This window comes from Microbacterium sp. 22195 (genome assembly GCF_052056515.1).
Classification (GTDB): domain Bacteria; phylum Actinomycetota; class Actinomycetes; order Actinomycetales; family Microbacteriaceae; genus Microbacterium.
In genome coordinates this window covers 24,777-42,920 of sequence record NZ_JBQEPE010000003.1, presented here as the reverse complement: position 1 = coordinate 42,920, position 18,144 = coordinate 24,777, and the positions used below count along the sequence as shown (strand labels likewise).

Here is an 18,144-nt window from a genome sequence, read left to right as displayed (position 1 = left end):
GGCGGACGCCTCTAGGATGCTTCCGGGACGGGCCGTGGACCCGTCCCGGAAGCATCCGTCGTCGCATGCCCGCCGGAAGAATGATCTGATCGCCCCGCCTTTATGACTCGTTACATCCTCAAGAGACTCGCCGTCATGGTGCTGCTGCTCGTCGGCGTCTCCGTGCTCGTCTTCTTCCTGTTCGCCCTCATGCCGGGCGACTACTACAGCTCGAACCGCACCCTCACGCCGGAGCGCAAGGCCGAGCTGCGCGCCCTCGCAGGGCTGGACCAGCCGGTGATCGTGCAGTACTTCATCTGGCTGGGCAACATGCTGCGCGGGCAGTTCGGGTACTCGCTGGTGTACAACCGCGACGTCACAGACGTGCTGGCCCCGCTGATCTGGAACTCGTTCCTCGTGGCCTTCGCGGCGTTCGTGCTCACCTGGCTGATCGCCATCGTCTCGGGCGTGCTCGCCTCCGTGCGGCAGTACTCGTGGTTCGACAAGCTCGTCACGGTCGGCCTGTTCGCGTCCCTGTCGGTGCCCTCGTTCTTCATCGGCCTGCTGATGATCAAGATCTTCGCTCTCGATCTGCAGTGGCTCCCCACGGGCGGGATGCTCGACACCGCGAGCAGCTCGACGGGTGCCGCTCGCGTGCTGGAGGTCATGCGGCACATGGTGCTGCCGGTCGCGATCCTCACCTTCCTGGGCGCAGGGTCGCTGACCCGCTACTTCCGAACCGGGATGCTGGAGGTGCTGCGCGCCGACTTCATCCGCACCGCCAGGGCGAAGGGCCTCAAGGAGCGCTCGGTGGTGTTCTCCCATGCGCTGCGCAACGCCCTGCTGCCGGCGATCACGCTGCTCGCCTTCGAACTGCCGGGCCTGTTCGCAGGCGCCATCATCACCGAGCAGATCTTCAACTGGCCGGGTGTCGGCCGCATCCAGCTGGAGTCCGTGCAGACCCGCGACTACGCGGTGCTGATGACCATCACCATGCTCCTCGCGGCGCTCACCGTGCTCGGGAGCTTCCTGGCAGACATCCTGTACGCCGTCGCCGACCCCAGGGTGCGGCTCGTCCGAGCGGGGAGCAGAGCATGAGCGGCGGCGGAGAACTCATCGTCAGCCAGGCCGTCGATCCGGAGATCGGGCCGGGACAGCCGCATCCGGATGCCGGGGCCCGATCGGCCCGCGGCGGCAGACGCCGTTCGCTGTGGGGCGAGTCGTTCGCGCGTCTGCTCCGCATGCCCGCGGCGAGCATCAGCCTCGCGGCCCTGGTCTTCATGCTGCTGTTCAGCTTCGTCGGCCCGCTTCTCACCGGGTACACCGGCGACGAGCTGAACCTGCCGATCGCGAACCACGTCCCGACCATGGACCATCCGCTGGGCACCGACGAGTACGGGCGGGACGTGCTGACCCGGCTCATGCTCGCGGGCCGCATCTCGCTGACCATCGGCATCGCGTCCATGCTGCTCTCGCTGCTGCTGGGGGCCGTGCTCGGCATCATCGCCGGCTACTACGGCGGCCTCGTCGACAGCATCATCATGCGCGTCGCCGACCTGCTGATGTCCATCCCCGGCCTGCCCCTGCTGATCGTGATGGCCGCGGTGCTGTCCGAGCTGAAGGTCGACCCGTCCTCGCGCATCTACATCGTGATGCTGCTGCTCAGCGCCATCGGCTGGCCGTCGCTGGCCCGCCTGATCCGCGGGCAGGTGCTGTCGCTGCGCGAGGCGCCGTACATGAAGGCTGCCGAGGTGCTGGGGCTCAGCGCGGCGTCGCGCCAGTTCCGCCACCTGCTGCCGAACGTCATGCCGCTGCTGATCGTGGTCGCGACGCTGAGCACGGCATCCGGCATCCTGTCGGAGTCGGCACTGAGCTTCCTCGGCCTCGGCGTGGTGCCCCCGAACGCCTCGTGGGGCAACATGATCAGCGCCGCCAACAACCTCATCGACTTCCAGCAGCACTGGTGGCTGTGGGTGCCGCCGGGCGTCGCGCTGCTGATCACGATCGCCGCGATCAACGTGTTCGGCGACCGCTTGAGGGACGTGTTCGACCCGAGGATGAGGAAGTGAGCGCCGTGACCGCGGAAGAGGCCCTGGGCCGCGAAGAGGCACTGGTCCGCGTGGAGGAGCTGACCGTGCGCTTCCCCGTCGAGGGCGGGCATCGCACGGTGGTCGACGACGTGTCGTTCGAGGTGCACGCCGGGGAGGTGCTCGGCATCGTCGGCGAGTCCGGCTCGGGCAAGAGCATCACGTCGCTGTCGCTGCTGAACCTCGTCGACGACCCGGGCGAGATCGTCTCGGGGCGCGTGCTGCTGGACGGCGAGGACGTGCTGACGATGCGCGGCACCGCGCTGCAGCGGGTCCGCGGTGCGGAGATCGGGATGATCTTCCAGGAGCCGATGCGCTCGCTGAACCCGGTGTTCACGATCGGCAAGCAGCTGATCGAGACGATCCGCGCGCACGAGGACGTGAAGCCGGCCGACGCCTACGACCGCTCGGTGGACTGGCTGCGGCGCGTCGGCCTGCCGAACCCCGAGCGGGTGATGCGCTCCTACCCCCACGAGATGTCGGGCGGGATGCTGCAGCGCGCCATGATCGCGGTGGCCCTGTGCTGCCGCCCTCGCCTGCTGATCGCCGACGAGCCCACCACGGCGCTCGACGTCACGATCCAGGCGCAGATCATCGATCTGCTGCTCGACCTGCGCGACGAGACCGGGATGGCCATGCTGTTCATCACCCACGACCTCGGTGTGATCGCCGAGGTCGCCGACTCCGTGCTGGTGATGTACGGCGGGCACGTGGTGGAGCGCGGCGATGTGTTCTCGCTCTTCGACGATCCTCAGCATCCCTACACCGACGCGCTGCTGAAGGCGCGGCCGATGCCGGGCCAGCGGCTCGACAGGCTGCCGACCATCTCCGACGAGGTGCGCCGGATCGCGGCGGCGGGGGTGACGGCATGAGCGGGGCGGCTGCAGTGGGGGAGTCCGTGGCGCAGCAGACCGTGGTGCTCGAGGCCACCGACGTCGTGAAGCACTTCACCTCGCGTGGCGAGGGCCACGGTGCCGCGAAGCAGACCGTGAAGGCCGTCGACGGCGTGACGCTGCGGATCCGCGAGGGCGAGATGTTCGGCCTGGTCGGGGAGTCCGGCAGCGGCAAGACCACCTTCGGGCAGTCGGTGCTGCGGATGCACGAGCCGACCAGCGGCTCCGTCCGATTCCGCGGCGAGGAGATCCTCGGCCTGCGCACCCGCGAGCTGCGGCGCCTGCGCCCGAAGATGCAGTACATCTTCCAGGATCCGTTCGGCGCGCTGAACCCGCGTCTCTCGGTGGCGGCGGCGATCGGCGAGCCGATGCGCGCGCACGGTCTCGCGTCCAGGAACGACGAGCGCGATCGGGTCGCGGAGGTGCTGGAGCAGTGCGGCATGGAGGCGGATGCCATGGACCGCTACCCCCACGAGTTCTCCGGCGGGCAGCGTCAGCGGATCGTGATCGCCCGCGCCATGGCGCTGCGGCCCGAGTTCGTGGTCGCGGATGAGCCGGTCTCGGCGCTGGACGTGTCTGTGCAGGGGCAGATCGTGAACCTGCTGACCGACCTGCGCGACCAGCAGCGCACGTCGTTCCTGTTCATCTCGCACGACCTGAGCGTGGTGGAGCACATGTGCACGAGCGTGGCGATCATGTACCGCGGCCGCATCGTCGAGCAGGGCACGCGCGACCAGATCTTCGCGGACGCCCGCCATCCGTACACGCAGGAGCTGCTGGCGGCCGTGCCGATCGCCGACCCGCATCAGCGCGGTCGGCGGCGAGGGCGCGTCGTGACGCGGGAGTGGGACGACCCGGATGCCGTGCGTCCCCCGCTCGTCGACGTCGGCGAGGGGCACCTGGTCGCGCTTCCCGGTTCCTGAGCGATCCTGCTCGGGTCCCCTGAGCCGGTCGAAGGGACGAACGACGGCACGCCTCAAGGGCGATGTCGGTGGCCGTCCGTACGTTGGAGGCATGCGAATCCTGCACACCTCCGACTGGCACATCGGTCGCACGTTCCACGGGCACTCCACGCTCGCGGCGCTGGCCGACGTGCTCGACGCGCTGGTCGTGCAGGTGCGCGAGAACGACGTCGACGTGGTGATCGTCGCCGGCGATGTATTCGACTCGGCCACGCCCGCGGCATCCGCCTACACGCTGCTCGACGACGCGCTGATGGCGCTGCACGAGACCGGCGCGACCGTGATCATGACCAGCGGCAATCACGACTCGGCCGCGCGTCTCGGTTTCCACTCCCGCCTGCTGCGCGACGGCATCCACGTGCTCACCGACCCGCGGGCGATCGCGACGCCCGTCACCGTGCACGACGAGCACGGGCCGGTGCGCTTCTTCGGCATCCCGTACCTGGAGCCCGCGATCGTGCGCGGGCTGTGGCCGGATGCCGCGCTGCGCACGCAGGCGCAGGTGATGGACCACGCCATGGGGCTGGTGCGCGAGGGCATCGTGGCCGGTGACGGGCGCTCGGTCGCGGTCGCGCACTGCTTCGCCGCCGGCGTAGATCCGACGGCGGGCCTGGAGCGCGAGGTGCGCCAGGGAGGGCTCGACGTCGTGCCGCTGGCGTCCTTCGACGGCCCCGACTACGTGGCGCTCGGTCACATCCACGGGCGACAGCAGCTCAGCGAGCGGGTGCGCTACTCGGGAGCCCCGCTGCACTACAGCTTCGGCGAGCAGCACAAGGAGCGCGGATCCTGGCTGGTCGAGCTGGATGCCGACGGGCTGGCGAGCACGCAGTGGCTGGCGCTGCCCGTGCCGCGTGCGCTCGTGACGCTCACGGGCGCTCTCGACGAGATCCTGTCCGACGAGAACGTCGCGGCGCACGCCGACGACTGGGTCTGCGCGATCTACACCGACGCGCTGCCGCAGCACGAGCCGATGCGCCGGCTGCGCGGGCGGCTCCCGTTCTGCGCGCTGGTGCAGCACCAGCCCGAGGGGGCGGACGCCGCCGACGACCGCTCCTACTCGCAGCGTCTGCGCACCGCGGTGACCGACGAGGAGCGGATCGAGGCGTTCCTCGAGCACGTGCGGGCCGGGCAGGGCCCGTCCGAGCGCGAGGCGGAGCTGATCCGTGAGGTGCTCGACGATCGGGTGCGCGCCGAGGCGCTCGTCTGATGCAGCTGCACCGTCTGGAGGTGGAGGGCTTCGGGCCGTTCCGTGCGCGCCAGGTGGTCGAGTTCGACGCCTTCGCAGATGACGGGATCTTCCTGATCGCGGGGCGCACGGGCGCGGGCAAGTCGTCGATCCTCGATGCCGTGTGCTTCGGCCTCTACGGCGGCGTTCCGCGCTACGACGGCGGGGAGAAGAGGCTGCGCAGCGACCACTCCGAGCCCGACGATCCCACCGAGGTGGTGGTGGAGTTCAGCACGGTCGCCGGGCGCTTCCGGGTCACCCGGTCCCCGGCGTACGAGCGGCCGGCCAAGCGCGGCGGCGGCATGACCACCCAGCAGCCGTCCGCACTGCTGGAGCAGCTGGTCGGCGGGGAGTGGATCGGCAGGGCGGCGCGCGTGGTCGACGTGGCGCACGAGCTCGACGAGATCCTGCAGCTGAGTCAGGAGCAGTTCCTGCAGGTGATCCTGCTCGCGCAGAACCGGTTCGCCGACTTCCTGCTCGCCGACAGCAAGGAGCGCCAGGCGCTGCTGCGGCGGCTGTTCGGCACCGAGCGCTTCTCCGACTACCAGACGCGGTTCGACGAGCGGCGCCGTGCGGCCGAGCAGGGGCTGGCGGGTCGACGGGCGACGGTCGACGCGCGTCTGGACGAGGCCGAGCGGCTCGTGAGCGAAGCCGAGCTGTGGGGCGATGACGCGGATGCCGACCCCGACGGTACGGATGCCCGCATCGACCTGCTGCGCCGGGCGATCGCCCGAGCGGACTACCAGGTGGAGCGCTTCGGCACCGAGCGCGCCGCCGCCGAGAAGGCGCTGACGGCTGCGGATGCCGCGCTCGCCGACCTCAAGGAACAGCGGCAGGGGCAGGTCGACCGCGATCGAGCCCGGTCGGCGCTCGCCTCGCTCGAGGCGCAGTCGGAGGAGATCGCGGATGCCGCCGAGCGGCGAGACCGCGGCCGCGCTGCGGACGGGCTGCGGGCGCTGATCACCGCCGCGACACGCGCCCTGGCGGCGGTCGAGCTGGCAGCGCGGGCCGAGACGGATGCGGTCGACGCAGCCACCGCCGCCGGCGTGCCCACTGACTTGTGGGTGGACGAGCCTGCACTCGCCGAGCGTCCGCAGGGAGAGGCGGGACGCGCCGCCCACTACCGCTCCTGGGCCTCCGATCGCACGCGCGAGAGCGGCGGCTGGCAGCATGCCGCTGAACTCGAGCAATCGGCTCCCACGCGCTCGAAGGAGCTCGGCGCGGCGCGTGAGACCGAGAGCGCGCTCTCCGCCGGCCTGACCTCGATCGATGCCGAGCGCGAGAACCTCCCCGACCGCATCGCGAAGGTGACCACCGAGCGGGACGCGGCGCGCACGCAGGGCGCCCTCGTCGAATCCGCCGCGCAGACGGTTGCGGCAGCGGAGGCCCGGGCGATGGGCGTCCTGGAGCTCGAGCGGCTCACAGCCGATGTCGCCGAGGCCGCTCGGGCGGAGTCGGAGGCGAGCGACGCGCACGCCCGAGCCCAGCAGGAGCTCTCCGCGCTGCGCAGGCGACGGCTGGACGGCTACGCCGGCGAGCTCGCCGAGGCGCTGGTCCCGGGCGAACCGTGCGCCGTGTGCGGTTCCGTCGAGCATCCCGCGCCGGCACAGCACGCCGACCCGGTGACGGCCGAGGACGTCGCGGCGGCCGAGCGCCTCCGCGACGTCGCGGCAGGGGCGGAGCGCGAGGCATCCCGTGCGCTCTCGGAGGTCACGGCGGCGCGAGCCGCGGCCGCCGAGAGGGCGGGCGGACGCACCGCCGAGCAGGCGGCCGCAGAACTCGAGCACGCCCGCACGGCGCACCAGGCGGCGGTCGCGGCGGCGGAGCTCGCAGAGACGCTGACCGCACAGCTCGACGCCCTGCAGCAGGACGCCGCCGACGTCGAGGAGCGCCGCGCCGCGGCATCCGAGCACCTCAACACCGCGCGGACCGCGATCTCTCTGATCGAGCAGCGCATCGAAGACGCCGACCGCATCGTCGCGGACGCGCGCGGTGACCACTCCACCGTCGCCGAGCGCATCGGTGAGGCACGACGGCAGATCGCCGCAGCGACCGCGGCGGCCGATGCGATCGACGCGCATGTCGACGCCGCGGAGCGAGCGGATCTCGCCCGGCACGAGAGAGATCAGGCACTCGAGGCGTCGATGTTCGCCGATGCGACCGAGGCGGAGCAGGCCCTGCTCGGCGCGGCGGAGATCGCCGCCCTCGACGACCGGGTCACCGAGCACGCCGTCGCGGTGAAGAAGGAGCGCGCCCTGCTGCTCGATCTCGAGATGCGGATGCTGCCCGAGGAACTCATCGACCTCGAGCCCGCGCAGGACGCGGCCGCCGCCGCGCGCACGTCCTGGACGAGCGCGGTCGACGCGGACAGCCGTGCCCGCGGTGTGCAGGCCGGCCTCACCGCGACGGTCGACGCCGCGGCATCCGAGCATGCGGCCAGTGCGGCGGATGCCCGCGACTTCGAGATCCTCCGCGGCCTCGCCGACACACTCGCCGGCCGCTCCGGCAACACGCGCAGGATGAACCTCGAGACGTTCGTGCTCGCGGCCGAGCTCGAGGAGATCGTCGCCGCGGCCAATCTGCGGCTGCTGGACATGTCCGACGGTCGTTACGAGCTGCGGCACTCCGACGCCGTGGCTGCGCGCGGCGCGGCATCCGGTCTGGGCATCGTCGTCTTCGACGCGTTCACCGGCCAGACACGGCCGGCCAAGTCGCTCTCCGGCGGTGAGACGTTCCTGTCCTCGCTCGCCCTCGCGCTGGGACTCGCCGAGGTCGTCACGGCTCGCGCCGGCGGCATCCGCCTGGACACGCTGTTCATCGACGAGGGCTTCGGGTCACTCGACTCCGACACCCTCGAGACCGCGATGCGCACCCTCGACGAACTGCGTCAGGGCGGACGCACCGTCGGCGTGATCAGTCATGTCGAGGCCATGCAGGAGCAGATCCCCGCCCAGCTGACCGTCCGGGCGCTTCCCGACGGTCCGAGCGTGATCGACGCTCCTCGGGCCTGACGCTCCGGCGTCAGACGTCGTACTCGCGCTGCACGTGCGCCCACAGCTGCGCGCTGCAGGCCGCCACGACCTCGTCCCACACCTGCGTCGCGCCGTCCTGCGCGCGGTCCGAGACCACCCGCAGCACGCGGATGGGCACGCCGAACTGCTGCGCCACCCACACGAGGGCGAAGGTCTCCATGTCGACGAGCACGCCGCCGAGCGAGCGGATGCGCGCTGTGGCATCCGCGTCGTCGACGAAGATGTCGCCGGTCGCGATGGTCACGCCCACGCGCCCCGTCTCCACCCTCGTCGGCAGGGAGACGTGCTGGCCGAGCACGCCGTCCAGGTCCTGGACGTCGTGCTGGATGGCGGCCGCGACGTCGTAGATGCCGGACTCGACGTCATCGCTCACGGCGCCCGCCGTGCCGACCACGACGATCTCCTCGTACTGGTCCGTGAGGTGCGCATCCAGCGCCCTGGTCAGTCCGACGGCGGCCATCAGCTTGCCCGGCCCGGTCACGAGCCGGTCGAAGCCGGGAAGCTCGGCAGGGAAGGCCTGCAGTTCGGAGGCGAGGGCGGCGACGAGAAGTTTCACGCATACATTCTCGCAGTGGGGGAGACTGGAATCCGACGAAGGAGGCCCCGTGACCCTGCAGCAGCAGATCGCCGAAGACCTGGGCGTGAAGCCCGAGATCGACCCCGCCGCCGAGGCGGAGACGAGGATCGCATTCCTCGTGGACTACCTCCATGCCTCCAGAGCCAAGGGCTTCGTGCTCGGCATCTCCGGTGGCCAGGACTCCACGCTCGCCGGGCGGCTCGCGCAGCTCGCCGTCGAACGGGTGCGGGCGGGCGGCGGCGAGGCGACGTTCGTCGCCGTGCGGCTTCCGTACCGGGTGCAGGCGGATGCTGCGGATGCCGAGGCCGCGATCGACTTCATCGCCGCCGACCGTTCGCTGACGATCAACATCGAGCACGGCGTGGACGGACTGGAGCGCGACCTCGAGGAGGGCGTCGGCGAGAGCATCAGCGACTTCAACCGCGGCAACATCAAGGCCCGCCTGCGCATGGTCACGCAGTACGCGCTCGGCGGACATGACGGGCTGCTGGTGATCGGCACCGATCACGCGGCCGAGGCGGTGACCGGCTTCTACACGAAGTTCGGCGACGGGGCGGCCGACATCCTGCCGCTCTCGGGGCTGAGCAAGCGGCAGGGGCGCTCGATCCTGCAGCACCTCGGGGCGCCGGAGCGGCTGTACCTGAAGGTGCCCACCGCCGACCTGCTCGACGGCGTCCCCGGGCGTCCGGACGAGGACGAGCTCGGCCTCACCTACGAGCAGATCGACGACTACCTCGAGGGGCGAGAGGTGCCCGCCGAGGTGTCGTCGCTCATCGAGGCGAAGTACCTCGCCACCCGGCACAAGCGGCACCTGCCGGTGACGCCGGGCGATGACTGGTGGCGGTGACGTCGACCGCGTGACCATCTGATCCGGCGAACCCGAGAGGCCCGCGCGGCCGGCCGTCGGTCGATGTCCGACCCTGCCGATAACCTCGAAGAGGGGCAACGGAGAGGGACATCGTGCGGGTCATCACGGCGGAGAATCGCGTCGTCTGGAGTGCGAGCGACCTGAAGCTCGCGGCGGAATGCGAGTTCGCCTGGGCGCGCGCCGTCGACGCCAAGCTCGGCCGCGTTCCCGCGGTGGGGGAGCCCGAGGACGCCACTCTCGAGCGTGCCGCGAGGCTCGGCGACCGTCACGAGGAGCAGGTGCTCGGCCGGTACATCGATCGACTCGGCGAGTCGGTCGACGGCGGTCCCGGAGTGGTCACCCTGCCGAAGGTGTCATCGACGGATGTCGAGGCGATGGATGCCGTGATCTCCGACACCGTCCGCGCGCTGCGCTCCGAGGCTTCCGTGGTCTACCAGGCCGCGTTCTCGACACCCGAGTTCGTCGGCTTCGCCGACTTCATCAAGCGCGACGAGATCGACGGGCGCTGGCGCGTGCAGGACTCCAAGCTCGCGCGCACGGCTCGCGCCACCGCGCTCATGCAGCTGGCGGCATATGTCGACCAGCTCGATCGTCTCGGCATCCCGCGCTCCGATGAGGTCGATCTGATCCTCGGCGACGGGACCACGAGCACCCACCGCGTCCAGGACGTGCTGCCCCTGTTCCACGTGCGCCGCGCGCGGCTGAGGGCGATCATCGCCGACCGCGCGATCGACACGGGGGCGACCGGCGCTCCGCTCGCCTGGGGCGACGACCGCGGCGACCTGCAGCTCACCGCCTGCGGGCGCTGCGCGACCTGCGAGGAGCAGGTGATCGCGCACCGCGACCTGCTCATGGTCGCCCGCATGCGTCCCGTGCAGCGTCAGCGCTTCCGCGCGGCGAGCATCCTCACCATCGACGACCTGGCCGCGGCATCCGCTGCTCCCGACGGGATGAACACCGACACGTTCACCGCACTGCGGGCCCAGGCCCGGCTGCAGGCCGGCCTCGCCCTCGAGCCCGGCGAGGCACCGCCGTTCGAGCTCGTCTCGGCGAATGCGATCGGCATGATGCCGCGCCCGAGCCGCGGCGACCTGTTCTTCGACTTCGAGGGCGACCCGCTGTACACCGAGCCGGTCGCCTCGCCGGCCGACAAGCCGCACTGGGGCATCGACTACCTGTTCGGCTGGACCGACAACGACGAGCAGTACTCGGCCCTGTGGGCGCACACCTTCGCAGACGAGAAGCAGGCGCTGCTCGACTTCCTGGAGTTCGTGAAGCTGCGTCGCCAGACCCACCCCGACCTGCACATCTACCACTACGCGCCCTACGAGACCTCGCATCTCGCGGCCATGGCGGCGCGCCACGGCGTGGGCGAGGCGGACGTGGATCGGCTGCTGCGCGAAGGCGTGTTCGTCGATCTGTACCCGATCGTGCTCCGCTCGGTGCGCATCGGCTCGCGCTCCTACTCGATCAAGAAGCTCGAGCCGCTGTACATGGGCGCCGAGGTGCGCACCAGCGACGTGCAGAAGGGCGACGACTCGATCGTCCAGTACGTGCAGGCGCGGGCACTGGCGGCGGCGGGACAGGATGCCGAGGCGCAGGGCATCCTCGACGACCTCGCCGACTACAACCGCTACGACTGCGTGTCGACCAGAAGGCTGCGGGACTGGCTGATCGGCCTCGCACGTCAGGAGGGCGTGCTGCCCGCGCCGCCCGACGACCCGGAGACCCGCGCCTACGAGCCTGCGCCGCTGTCCCTGGCTCTGCAGGCCGAGGCGATGCGCGCCGAGCGGGAGGGGCGCAGCGGGGCGGAGCTCCGTGTCGCCGCCGCGGCGATCGACTACCACCCCCGCGAGGCCAAGAGCTTCTGGCAGGGGCACTTCCAGCGGCTGCGCGAGCCCGTCTCGATCTGGGAGTCCACCCGCGACGTGCTGCGCATCGACGCATCCTCCAGCGGCGTCGACGAGGACTGGGGCGTCGCCGAGGGGCAGCGTGTGCAGACGCGCCTGCTGAGACTGCGCGGCGAGGTAGCACCCGGCAGCACGATCGGCGTCGGCGGGCGTCCGTTCGCGCTGTACGCCGTGCCGACGCCGTTCTCGGCGCAGGCGCCGTCGCGCGTGATCCACGTGCCGCACGAGGTCGAGGTCGTCGAGGTACTCGACGACGGCTATGTCGTTCGCGAGCGCACGGTCGGCGGACAAGTCTGGGACGAGCTGCCGCTCGCGCTCGCGCCTGCCGCTCCGCCGAACGCGGCGACCCAGCAGGGTGCGATCGAGGACTGGGCGGCGAGCGTGCATCACGCGGCACCCGGCTTCCCCGCCGATGCGGCCACCGACATCCTGCGCAGGATCGCGCCGCGCACCGTGTCGGGCGCGGGACTGCCGGATGCCGGCGACGACCGCATCGACGCGATCGTGCGCGGTGTCCTCGACCTGGATGACAGCTACCTCGCCGTGCAGGGCCCGCCGGGCACCGGCAAGACCTACACCGGCTCTCAGGTCATCGCCCGGCTGGTGAACGAGCACGGCTACCGCGTCGGCGTCGTCGCGCAGTCGCACTCGATCGTCGAGAACCTGCTGGAGCGGGTCGTGGCGGACGGGGTTCCGGCGTCGAAGGTCGCGAAGAAGCCCAAGGACGAGGAGGCCCCGGCGGCCTACACCGTCATCCGCAAGGACGGCATGGCCGCGTTCCTCGCCGAGCACGCCCAGGGCGGGGCCGTGGTCGGCGGCACCGCCTGGGACTTCAGCAACACGCGGCGCGTCGACCGCAAGGGGCTCGACCTGCTGGTGATCGACGAGGCCGGACAGTTCTCGCTGGCCTCCACGATCGCGGTCGCCGCAGGCGCGAAGCGCCTGCTGCTGCTCGGAGATCCGCAGCAGCTGCCGCAGGTGAGCCAGGGCACGCACCCCGAGCCGGTGAACACGTCGGCACTGGGCTGGGTGATGGACGGCGATTCGGTCATCGATCCGGCATACGGGTACTTCCTCGCCGAGTCCTGGCGCATGCATCCGGAGGTCGCAGCCCCCGTCTCGACGCTGTCCTACGCGGGACGCCTCGCTTCGGCTCCCGGTGCCGAGGGGCGCATCGTCGAGGGCGTCGAGCCGGGACTGCACGTCGTCCCCGTGCGGCACCGCGGCAATGCGACGCAGTCGCCCGAGGAGGCGGCCGAGGTGGTCCGCATCGTGCGCGACCTCATCGGCCGCGGATACGTGGACGGGATGGAGGATGCCGCGCAGCGGCCCCTCGACCAGTCGGACATCATCGTGGTGGCGCCCTACAACGCGCAGAAGCAACTCATCCACGACGAGCTCGCCGCCGCAGGCTTCGGGGGAGTGGCCGTCGGCACGGTGGACAACTTCCAGGGCAAGGAGGCGGTCGTCTCGATCACCTCACTGGCGGCGTCCAGCGGCAGGGACGCGCCGCGCGGGCCGGAGTTCCTGCTGCTGCAGAACCGCCTGAACGTCGCGATCTCCCGCGCCAAGAGCGTCGCCTACCTGGTGCACTCGCCGGCTCTGCTCGACGACCTGCCCTGGACCCCCGAGGGCGTCGCGCGACTCAGCGCCTTCGCGCATCTGGTCGGGGCCGACCGCGACTGAGCGCTCGGACGCCAGATGTTAGATTGCTAGCATGCACAGCCTCGACGACATCATGCGGGCCTCGGCCGCCTGGGTCTGGATCCCCCGCGACGGCGCTCACGAGAGGTCCGAACTGCAACTGGTCCGCTACCCGGCGCGGTTCGGCGGAGGCGTGAAGGCCTCGATGGTGCAGTCGGAACTGGATGCTGCTGGTGTGCTCGAGCACGCCGTCGAGCGCACCCGGGCCTGGGGAGAGCCGAGGCTGACGTTCTGGACCAACGCCTCCGACAGCCCGGACCTCGAGGCGGAGCTGCAGCGCAGGGAAGCCGAGCACGTCGACACGGTCGCGGTGTTCGCGAGGCCCATCGACGGTCTCACAGTCGAGGTGCCGGCGGACGTCACCGCGGAGGTCGTGCGGACGCTCGAGCAGGTGCGCGAGGTGGATGCCGTGAACGTGCCGGTGTGGGATCAGCATCCGCTCGACGAGACGGGTCTGCAGGACGAGCTCGCCGAGGTCACCGCGGGATTGGAGTCCGGAACGGGCGTGCGGGTGCTGGCCCGCCTGGGCGGAGCCGCGGTCAGCACCGGCGGCTGCACCGTCGTCGACGGCTTCCTGCGGCTGTGGGGCGCTGCGACGCTCCAGGAGGCGCGCGGACGAGGCGCCTACCGGGCTGTGCTGGCGGAGCGACTGCGGGTCGGTGCCGAACTCGGTGCGACCACGGCGATCGTGAAGGGCCGCGTATCGACGTCGGCGCCGATCCTGGCCCGGGCCGGCTTCACGCACTACGGCGACGAACGCGCCTATGTGCTGAACGTCTGACCCGCGTCATCGGCGAGTGCGCGCGACGGGCTCAGACGGTGCCGTACAGGCGGTCGCCCGCGTCGCCGAGGCCGGGCACGATGTAGCCCTTCTCGTTGAGGCGCTCGTCCAGGGCACCCAGCACGAGGGTCACGTCGCGGTCGCCCACGAGCTTCTCGATCGCGGCGACACCCTCCGGGGTGCCGAGCAGGCAGATCGCGGTGACGTCCTTCGCCCCGCGGTCGAACAGGAACTGGATCGCCGCGCCCAGGGAGCCGCCGGTGGCGAGCATCGGGTCGATGGCGAAGCACTGCCGGTCGCTGAGGTCGGCGGGCAGCCGCTCGGCGTAGGTCGTGGGCTCGAAGGTGGTCTCATCGCGCACCATGCCGAGGAATCCGACCTCGGCCGTGGGGATGAGCTTGACGAGGCCCTCGAGCATCCCGAGGCCCGCGCGCAGGATCGGCACGACGATCGGGCGCGGCTCGGCGATCTTGACGCCCATGGTGGTCGTCACCGGGGTCTTCACCTCGACCGGCGCGACCTTCACGTCGCGGGTGGCCTCGTACGCCAGCAGGGTCACCAGCTCCTCGGTGAGCTGACGGAACACCGGCGAGGGGGTGCTCTCATCCCGCAGCACCGTGAGCTTGTGGGTGATGAGCGGGTGATCGGCCACATGAACGCGCATGGTTACAGGTTACTGGGCCGCCGCCTTCGGCGCGGAACGGGCTTCGGGATCCCCACTAGGCTCGACCCCATGACCGCTGCCTACGACGAGCCGATGGCGCGCGCGCTCGCGCTGGCCGCCGAGGCCGGCGTCGGCGGCGATGTGCCGGTGGGTGCGGTCGTGCTCGACCCCGCGGGGGCGATCATCGGCGAGGGCCGCAACATCCGCGAGATCACGCACGACCCCACCGGGCATGCCGAGGTCGTCGCGCTACGGGCCGCCGCCGAAGCGCATGGCGGATGGAACCTCGAGGATCACACCCTCGTCGTCACCCTCGAGCCCTGCGTGATGTGCGCGGGCGCGATCCTGCAGGCCCGCATCGGCCGGGTGGTCTTCGGAGCCTGGGACGACAAGGCCGGTGCCGCGGGCTCCATGTACGACCTGCTGCGCGATCGGCGCCTGCCCTATCGGGCCGAGGTGATCGGCGGCATCCGCGCCGAGGAGGCGACCGCCCAGTTGCGCGACTTCTTCGAGTCCCGGCGCTGACCTCCGGGCAGTTCCAGCGGGAATGTGCGCTTCCCGCGGACGGATGCGGGGAATCCATCCGCGCGAGGCGCACATCTCCGCGCGAAGCGTACGCCGGGGCCCCGCGCGAAGCTCACGTCGTCAGCGGACACCGACCCCGATCGCAGCATCCGCGAGCCGCGCGACCATCGTGAGATACCCCTGCGCGTGCTCGTCGTAGTACCCGATGTGGCGGCCGTGCTCGTCGGTCGTGGTCTGCGACGCGTGGCCCTCGACGGCGGTCCCGACGGTGAAGCCTCCGCCGATCGCCGGCGCCTCGCCTCCGTCGCATTCGTAGACGATCGCCCCCGGGATGTCGCGAGGATCGACCGGATGCTGTCCGAGACGCCCCAGCGGGGCGATGCTGTCGTTCGCTCCCTCGGTGGCGTAGAGCACCAGATCCCCTCGCGCGATGGCCTCCGCGAGTGCGACGCCGGCGGCGTGCGTCACGCCGGCCGAGGCGATGGAGAACGCGGTGTGCACGTCCTCGCCGATGTTCATGGCGAACAGCTCGCCCAGCAGCGTCGACGAGTACGAGTAGGTCGCCAGCGCGATCCGGGCGTGGGGATTCCTGTGCTCCAGGCGGTCGATGTCCACCGCCAGTCGCGCCGCGCCCACCGTGGCGTGCTTGGTCGCCAGCGCCGAGACGTGCGTGCCGGAATCCCAGGCGAACCAGGCGATGACGGCCACGTTCCTCGGCTCGCCGCGCGCCACGCAGGAGCGGATGACATCGACGCACAGCCGCTGCGCGGCGTCCGCCCACTCCGGGAAATGGGCCAGATCGGTGTCGATTCCGTGCAGCACGAAGATCACCAGATCGGCCGCCTCAATGTCGCCGAACGAGACGACCGCGTGCGGGCCGGGGTCGACCATCGCGAGGGATTCCAGCCGCGCCTGCGAGTCCTTCTCCAGCACGGCCAGCAGTTTGCGCAGCTTCTGCTCCGTCACCGGGGGCAGGTCGGTGCGCGCCAGCTCGGCGCGGAGTTCGTCGATCACAGCGGCGCCCGTCACGCGCGCGTCAGTCGGAGGACTTCAGCACGAACGTGTCCGTCGGCGGCTCCGGGTCGAGGGCGGGACGGTAGACGTCCGGCTCCAGGTAGATCACCCGCGCCGCAGGAACTGCGGAACGGATCCGCCGCTCGATCTCATCGATGTCGGATGCCGCGTCGCGGACCGACTTGTCCGCGGTCAGCGCGATCTTGGCCGCGACCATCAGCTCGTCGGGCCCCAGGTAGAGCGTCTTGATGTGGATGAGCTTCTCCACCTCAGGACCGCGCGAGATGGCATCCACGATGCGGTCGTAGTCCGCACGGTTCGCACCCTCGCCGACCAGCAGGCTCTTGGTCTCCACGCCCAGGATCAGCGCGATTGCGACCAGCAGCAGACCGATCATCAGCGTGCCGAGCGCGTCGAAGAGGGGATTTCCGGTGATCAGCGTCAGCCCCACGCCCAGCAGGGCGAAGGTGAGACCCGTGAGCGCGCCGGTGTCCTCGAGCAGCACGACGGGCAGCTCCGGAGCCTTGGAGCGGCGCACGAAGGAGATCCAGGACTGGCCCTTCTCACGCACCTGGTTGCTCTCCTTGATCGCGGTGCGCAGCGAGTACGACTCCAGCGCGATCGAGATCACGAGCACGGCGAGAGGCAGCCACCACCAGGCCTTGTCGAGCTCGTGCGGGTGGACGATCTTCTGCACGCCCTCGTACACGGCGAACAGACCGCCGAGCGAGAAGAGCACGATCGACACGACGAACGCCGAGACGTAGCGCTCGCGGCCGTACCCGAAGGGGTGATCGCGATCCGCGTCCTTCTTCGCCTTGCGTCCGCCGAGCATCAGCAGCAGCTGGTTGCCGGAGTCGGCGACGGAGTGGATCGCCTCGGCGAGCATCGAGGCCGAGCCGGAGAGCGCCCAGGCGATGAACTTGGCGAGGGCGATGCCCATGTTCGCCAGGAATGCCGCGATGATCGCCTTGCTGCCACCGGATGCGCTCATGCCACGAGTCTAAGACGTGAGCGCAGGACGGTTCCGGGCACACGCCCGGCGGCAGGACGCCGGCTCGTAGGATGGCGGCATGGTCGATTCGCTCCCCTCCCTCGCGTTCCTCGGTGCCGGCTCGATGGGAGGTGCGATCCTGCAGGGGGTCGTGGCCTCGGGAGTCCCGGTCGACGGCGGCATCGTCGCGACGAACCGCACCCGCGAGAAGGCGGATGCCCTGGCCGGACTCTCCGGGGTGAGGAGCATCTCGCTGGCTGAGAACCCCGCCGGCAACCGGGAGGCCGCTGCAGCCGCGCGCATCGTGCTGATCGGCGTGAAGCCGGTGATGGTGCCCGACCTGCTGCGCGAGATCGCCCCGGTGCTGCGCGAGGACGCGATCGTCGTGAGCCTGGCGGCCGGCGTGACGCTGGACACGTTCGCGGATGCCCTGGGTGCAGGAGCGCACAGCATCCGCTCGATGCCGAACACGCCGGCGACGGTCGGTCGTGCCGTGACCGGCATCGCCGCCGGAGCCTCCGCGACCGCGGAGGACATGGCCCTCGTGCGGGCGCTGTTCGAGACGGTCGGCGCGGTGATCGAGGTGCCCGAGTCGCAGATCGACCCGCTCTCGACGGTCTCGGGATCCGGGCCCGCCTACGTGTTCCTCCTGATCGAGGAGCTGACGAAGGCGGCATCCGGGATGGGGTTCTCGGAGGCGGATGCCCGCCTCATGGCCGAGCAGACCTTCATCGGCGCGGCGGCCCTGCTGGAGGCGTCCGGAGAGGACCCCGCCGAGCTGCGCCGTCGCGTGACCAGCCCCAAGGGGACCACCGAGCGCGCCGTCGCGGTCATGCAGGACGCGCACCTCGACGACATGTTCGCTCGGGCGACCGCCGCCGCGCTCGCCCGCGCCAAGGAGCTCGCCGCCGGGGCCTGAGCATCCGGCC

15 protein-coding genes are annotated in these 18,144 nt (G+C 70.9%); 11 read left to right on the top strand and 4 right to left on the bottom strand.

Going from position 1 to position 18,144, the window contains the following annotated elements; all coding sequences use genetic code 11:
- Positions 1–102 precede the first annotated feature (102 nt).
- The 6 genes from ACTJJ4_RS10710 (at position 103) to ACTJJ4_RS10685 (ending at position 8,157) form a co-directional block, all read left to right on the top strand.
- Complete coding sequence (locus tag ACTJJ4_RS10710; RefSeq protein ID WP_440943300.1) at positions 103–1,077, top strand: ABC transporter permease; 975 nt, start codon at positions 103–105, stop codon at positions 1,075–1,077.
- Positions 1,074–2,048, top strand: a complete 975-nt coding sequence (locus ACTJJ4_RS10705) for an ABC transporter permease (protein WP_440943299.1) — start codon at positions 1,074–1,076, stop codon at positions 2,046–2,048. The genes ACTJJ4_RS10710 and ACTJJ4_RS10705 overlap by 4 nt, the downstream gene beginning before the upstream one ends.
- On the top strand, positions 2,045–2,938 hold the full coding sequence (locus tag ACTJJ4_RS10700) for an ABC transporter ATP-binding protein (protein ID WP_440943298.1): 894 nt from the start codon (positions 2,045–2,047) through the stop codon (positions 2,936–2,938). The genes ACTJJ4_RS10705 and ACTJJ4_RS10700 overlap by 4 nt, the downstream gene beginning before the upstream one ends.
- Positions 2,935–3,882 (top strand): ATP-binding cassette domain-containing protein, encoded by a 948-nt coding sequence (locus ACTJJ4_RS10695; RefSeq protein WP_440943297.1) that lies wholly within the window; start codon positions 2,935–2,937, stop codon positions 3,880–3,882. The genes ACTJJ4_RS10700 and ACTJJ4_RS10695 overlap by 4 nt, the downstream gene beginning before the upstream one ends.
- Before the next feature lie 91 nt (positions 3,883–3,973).
- A complete protein-coding gene (locus tag ACTJJ4_RS10690; RefSeq protein WP_440943296.1) occupies positions 3,974–5,128 on the top strand; it encodes an exonuclease SbcCD subunit D in 1,155 nt (384 codons plus the stop codon).
- Positions 5,128–8,157, top strand: a complete 3,030-nt coding sequence (locus ACTJJ4_RS10685; RefSeq protein ID WP_440943295.1) for an AAA family ATPase — start codon at positions 5,128–5,130, stop codon at positions 8,155–8,157. The genes ACTJJ4_RS10690 and ACTJJ4_RS10685 overlap by 1 nt, the downstream gene beginning before the upstream one ends.
- Positions 8,158–8,167: 10 nt before the next feature.
- Here the strand turns inward: ACTJJ4_RS10685 and ACTJJ4_RS10680 are convergent, their stop codons facing one another.
- Positions 8,168–8,734 carry a phosphorylase family protein gene (locus tag ACTJJ4_RS10680; protein WP_440943294.1) on the bottom strand — a complete coding sequence of 189 codons (567 nt, stop codon included), beginning with the start codon at positions 8,732–8,734 and terminating at the stop codon, positions 8,168–8,170.
- 49 nt (positions 8,735–8,783) lie between these two features.
- On the opposite strand from ACTJJ4_RS10680, the gene nadE reads away from it, so the two are divergent.
- From nadE to ACTJJ4_RS10665, 3 genes are all read left to right on the top strand, one after another.
- The gene (nadE, locus tag ACTJJ4_RS10675) at positions 8,784–9,602 is read left to right on the top strand and encodes an ammonia-dependent NAD(+) synthetase (protein ID WP_440943293.1); all 819 of its coding nucleotides are present in this window, start codon (positions 8,784–8,786) and stop codon (positions 9,600–9,602) included.
- Positions 9,603–9,715: 113 nt separating this feature from the next.
- On the top strand, positions 9,716–13,219 hold the full coding sequence (locus ACTJJ4_RS10670; RefSeq protein WP_440943292.1) for a TM0106 family RecB-like putative nuclease: 3,504 nt from the start codon (positions 9,716–9,718) through the stop codon (positions 13,217–13,219).
- Positions 13,220–13,250: 31 nt separating this feature from the next.
- Positions 13,251–14,018 carry a hypothetical protein gene (locus ACTJJ4_RS10665; RefSeq protein ID WP_440943291.1) on the top strand — a complete coding sequence of 256 codons (768 nt, stop codon included), beginning with the start codon at positions 13,251–13,253 and terminating at the stop codon, positions 14,016–14,018.
- 31 nt (positions 14,019–14,049) lie between these two features.
- On the opposite strand, the gene upp is transcribed toward ACTJJ4_RS10665, so the two are convergent.
- A complete protein-coding gene (gene upp, locus ACTJJ4_RS10660; protein ID WP_440943290.1) occupies positions 14,050–14,682 on the bottom strand; it encodes a uracil phosphoribosyltransferase in 633 nt (210 codons plus the stop codon).
- 69 nt (positions 14,683–14,751) lie between these two features.
- Here upp and ACTJJ4_RS10655 point away from each other — a divergent pair, with 69 nt between their 5' ends.
- Positions 14,752–15,207 (top strand): nucleoside deaminase, encoded by a 456-nt coding sequence (locus ACTJJ4_RS10655; RefSeq protein WP_440943289.1) that lies wholly within the window; start codon positions 14,752–14,754, stop codon positions 15,205–15,207.
- A 120-nt stretch (positions 15,208–15,327) separates the two neighbouring features.
- On the opposite strand, the gene ACTJJ4_RS10650 is transcribed toward ACTJJ4_RS10655, so the two are convergent.
- Together ACTJJ4_RS10650 and ACTJJ4_RS10645 are read right to left on the bottom strand one after the other, a co-directional pair.
- Positions 15,328–16,221, bottom strand: coding sequence for an alpha/beta hydrolase (locus ACTJJ4_RS10650; RefSeq protein WP_440943288.1), 894 nt, complete (start codon positions 16,219–16,221; stop codon positions 15,328–15,330).
- Between the two features lie 22 nt (positions 16,222–16,243).
- A complete protein-coding gene (locus ACTJJ4_RS10645) occupies positions 16,244–17,215 on the bottom strand; it encodes a cation diffusion facilitator family transporter (protein ID WP_440943287.1) in 972 nt (323 codons plus the stop codon).
- Positions 17,216–17,294: 79 nt separating this feature from the next.
- Between ACTJJ4_RS10645 and proC the strand changes: the two genes are divergently transcribed.
- Entirely contained in the window at positions 17,295–18,134 is an 840-nt protein-coding gene (gene proC / locus ACTJJ4_RS10640) for a pyrroline-5-carboxylate reductase (protein ID WP_440943286.1), read from the top strand.
- Positions 18,135–18,144: the final 10 nt, after the last annotated feature.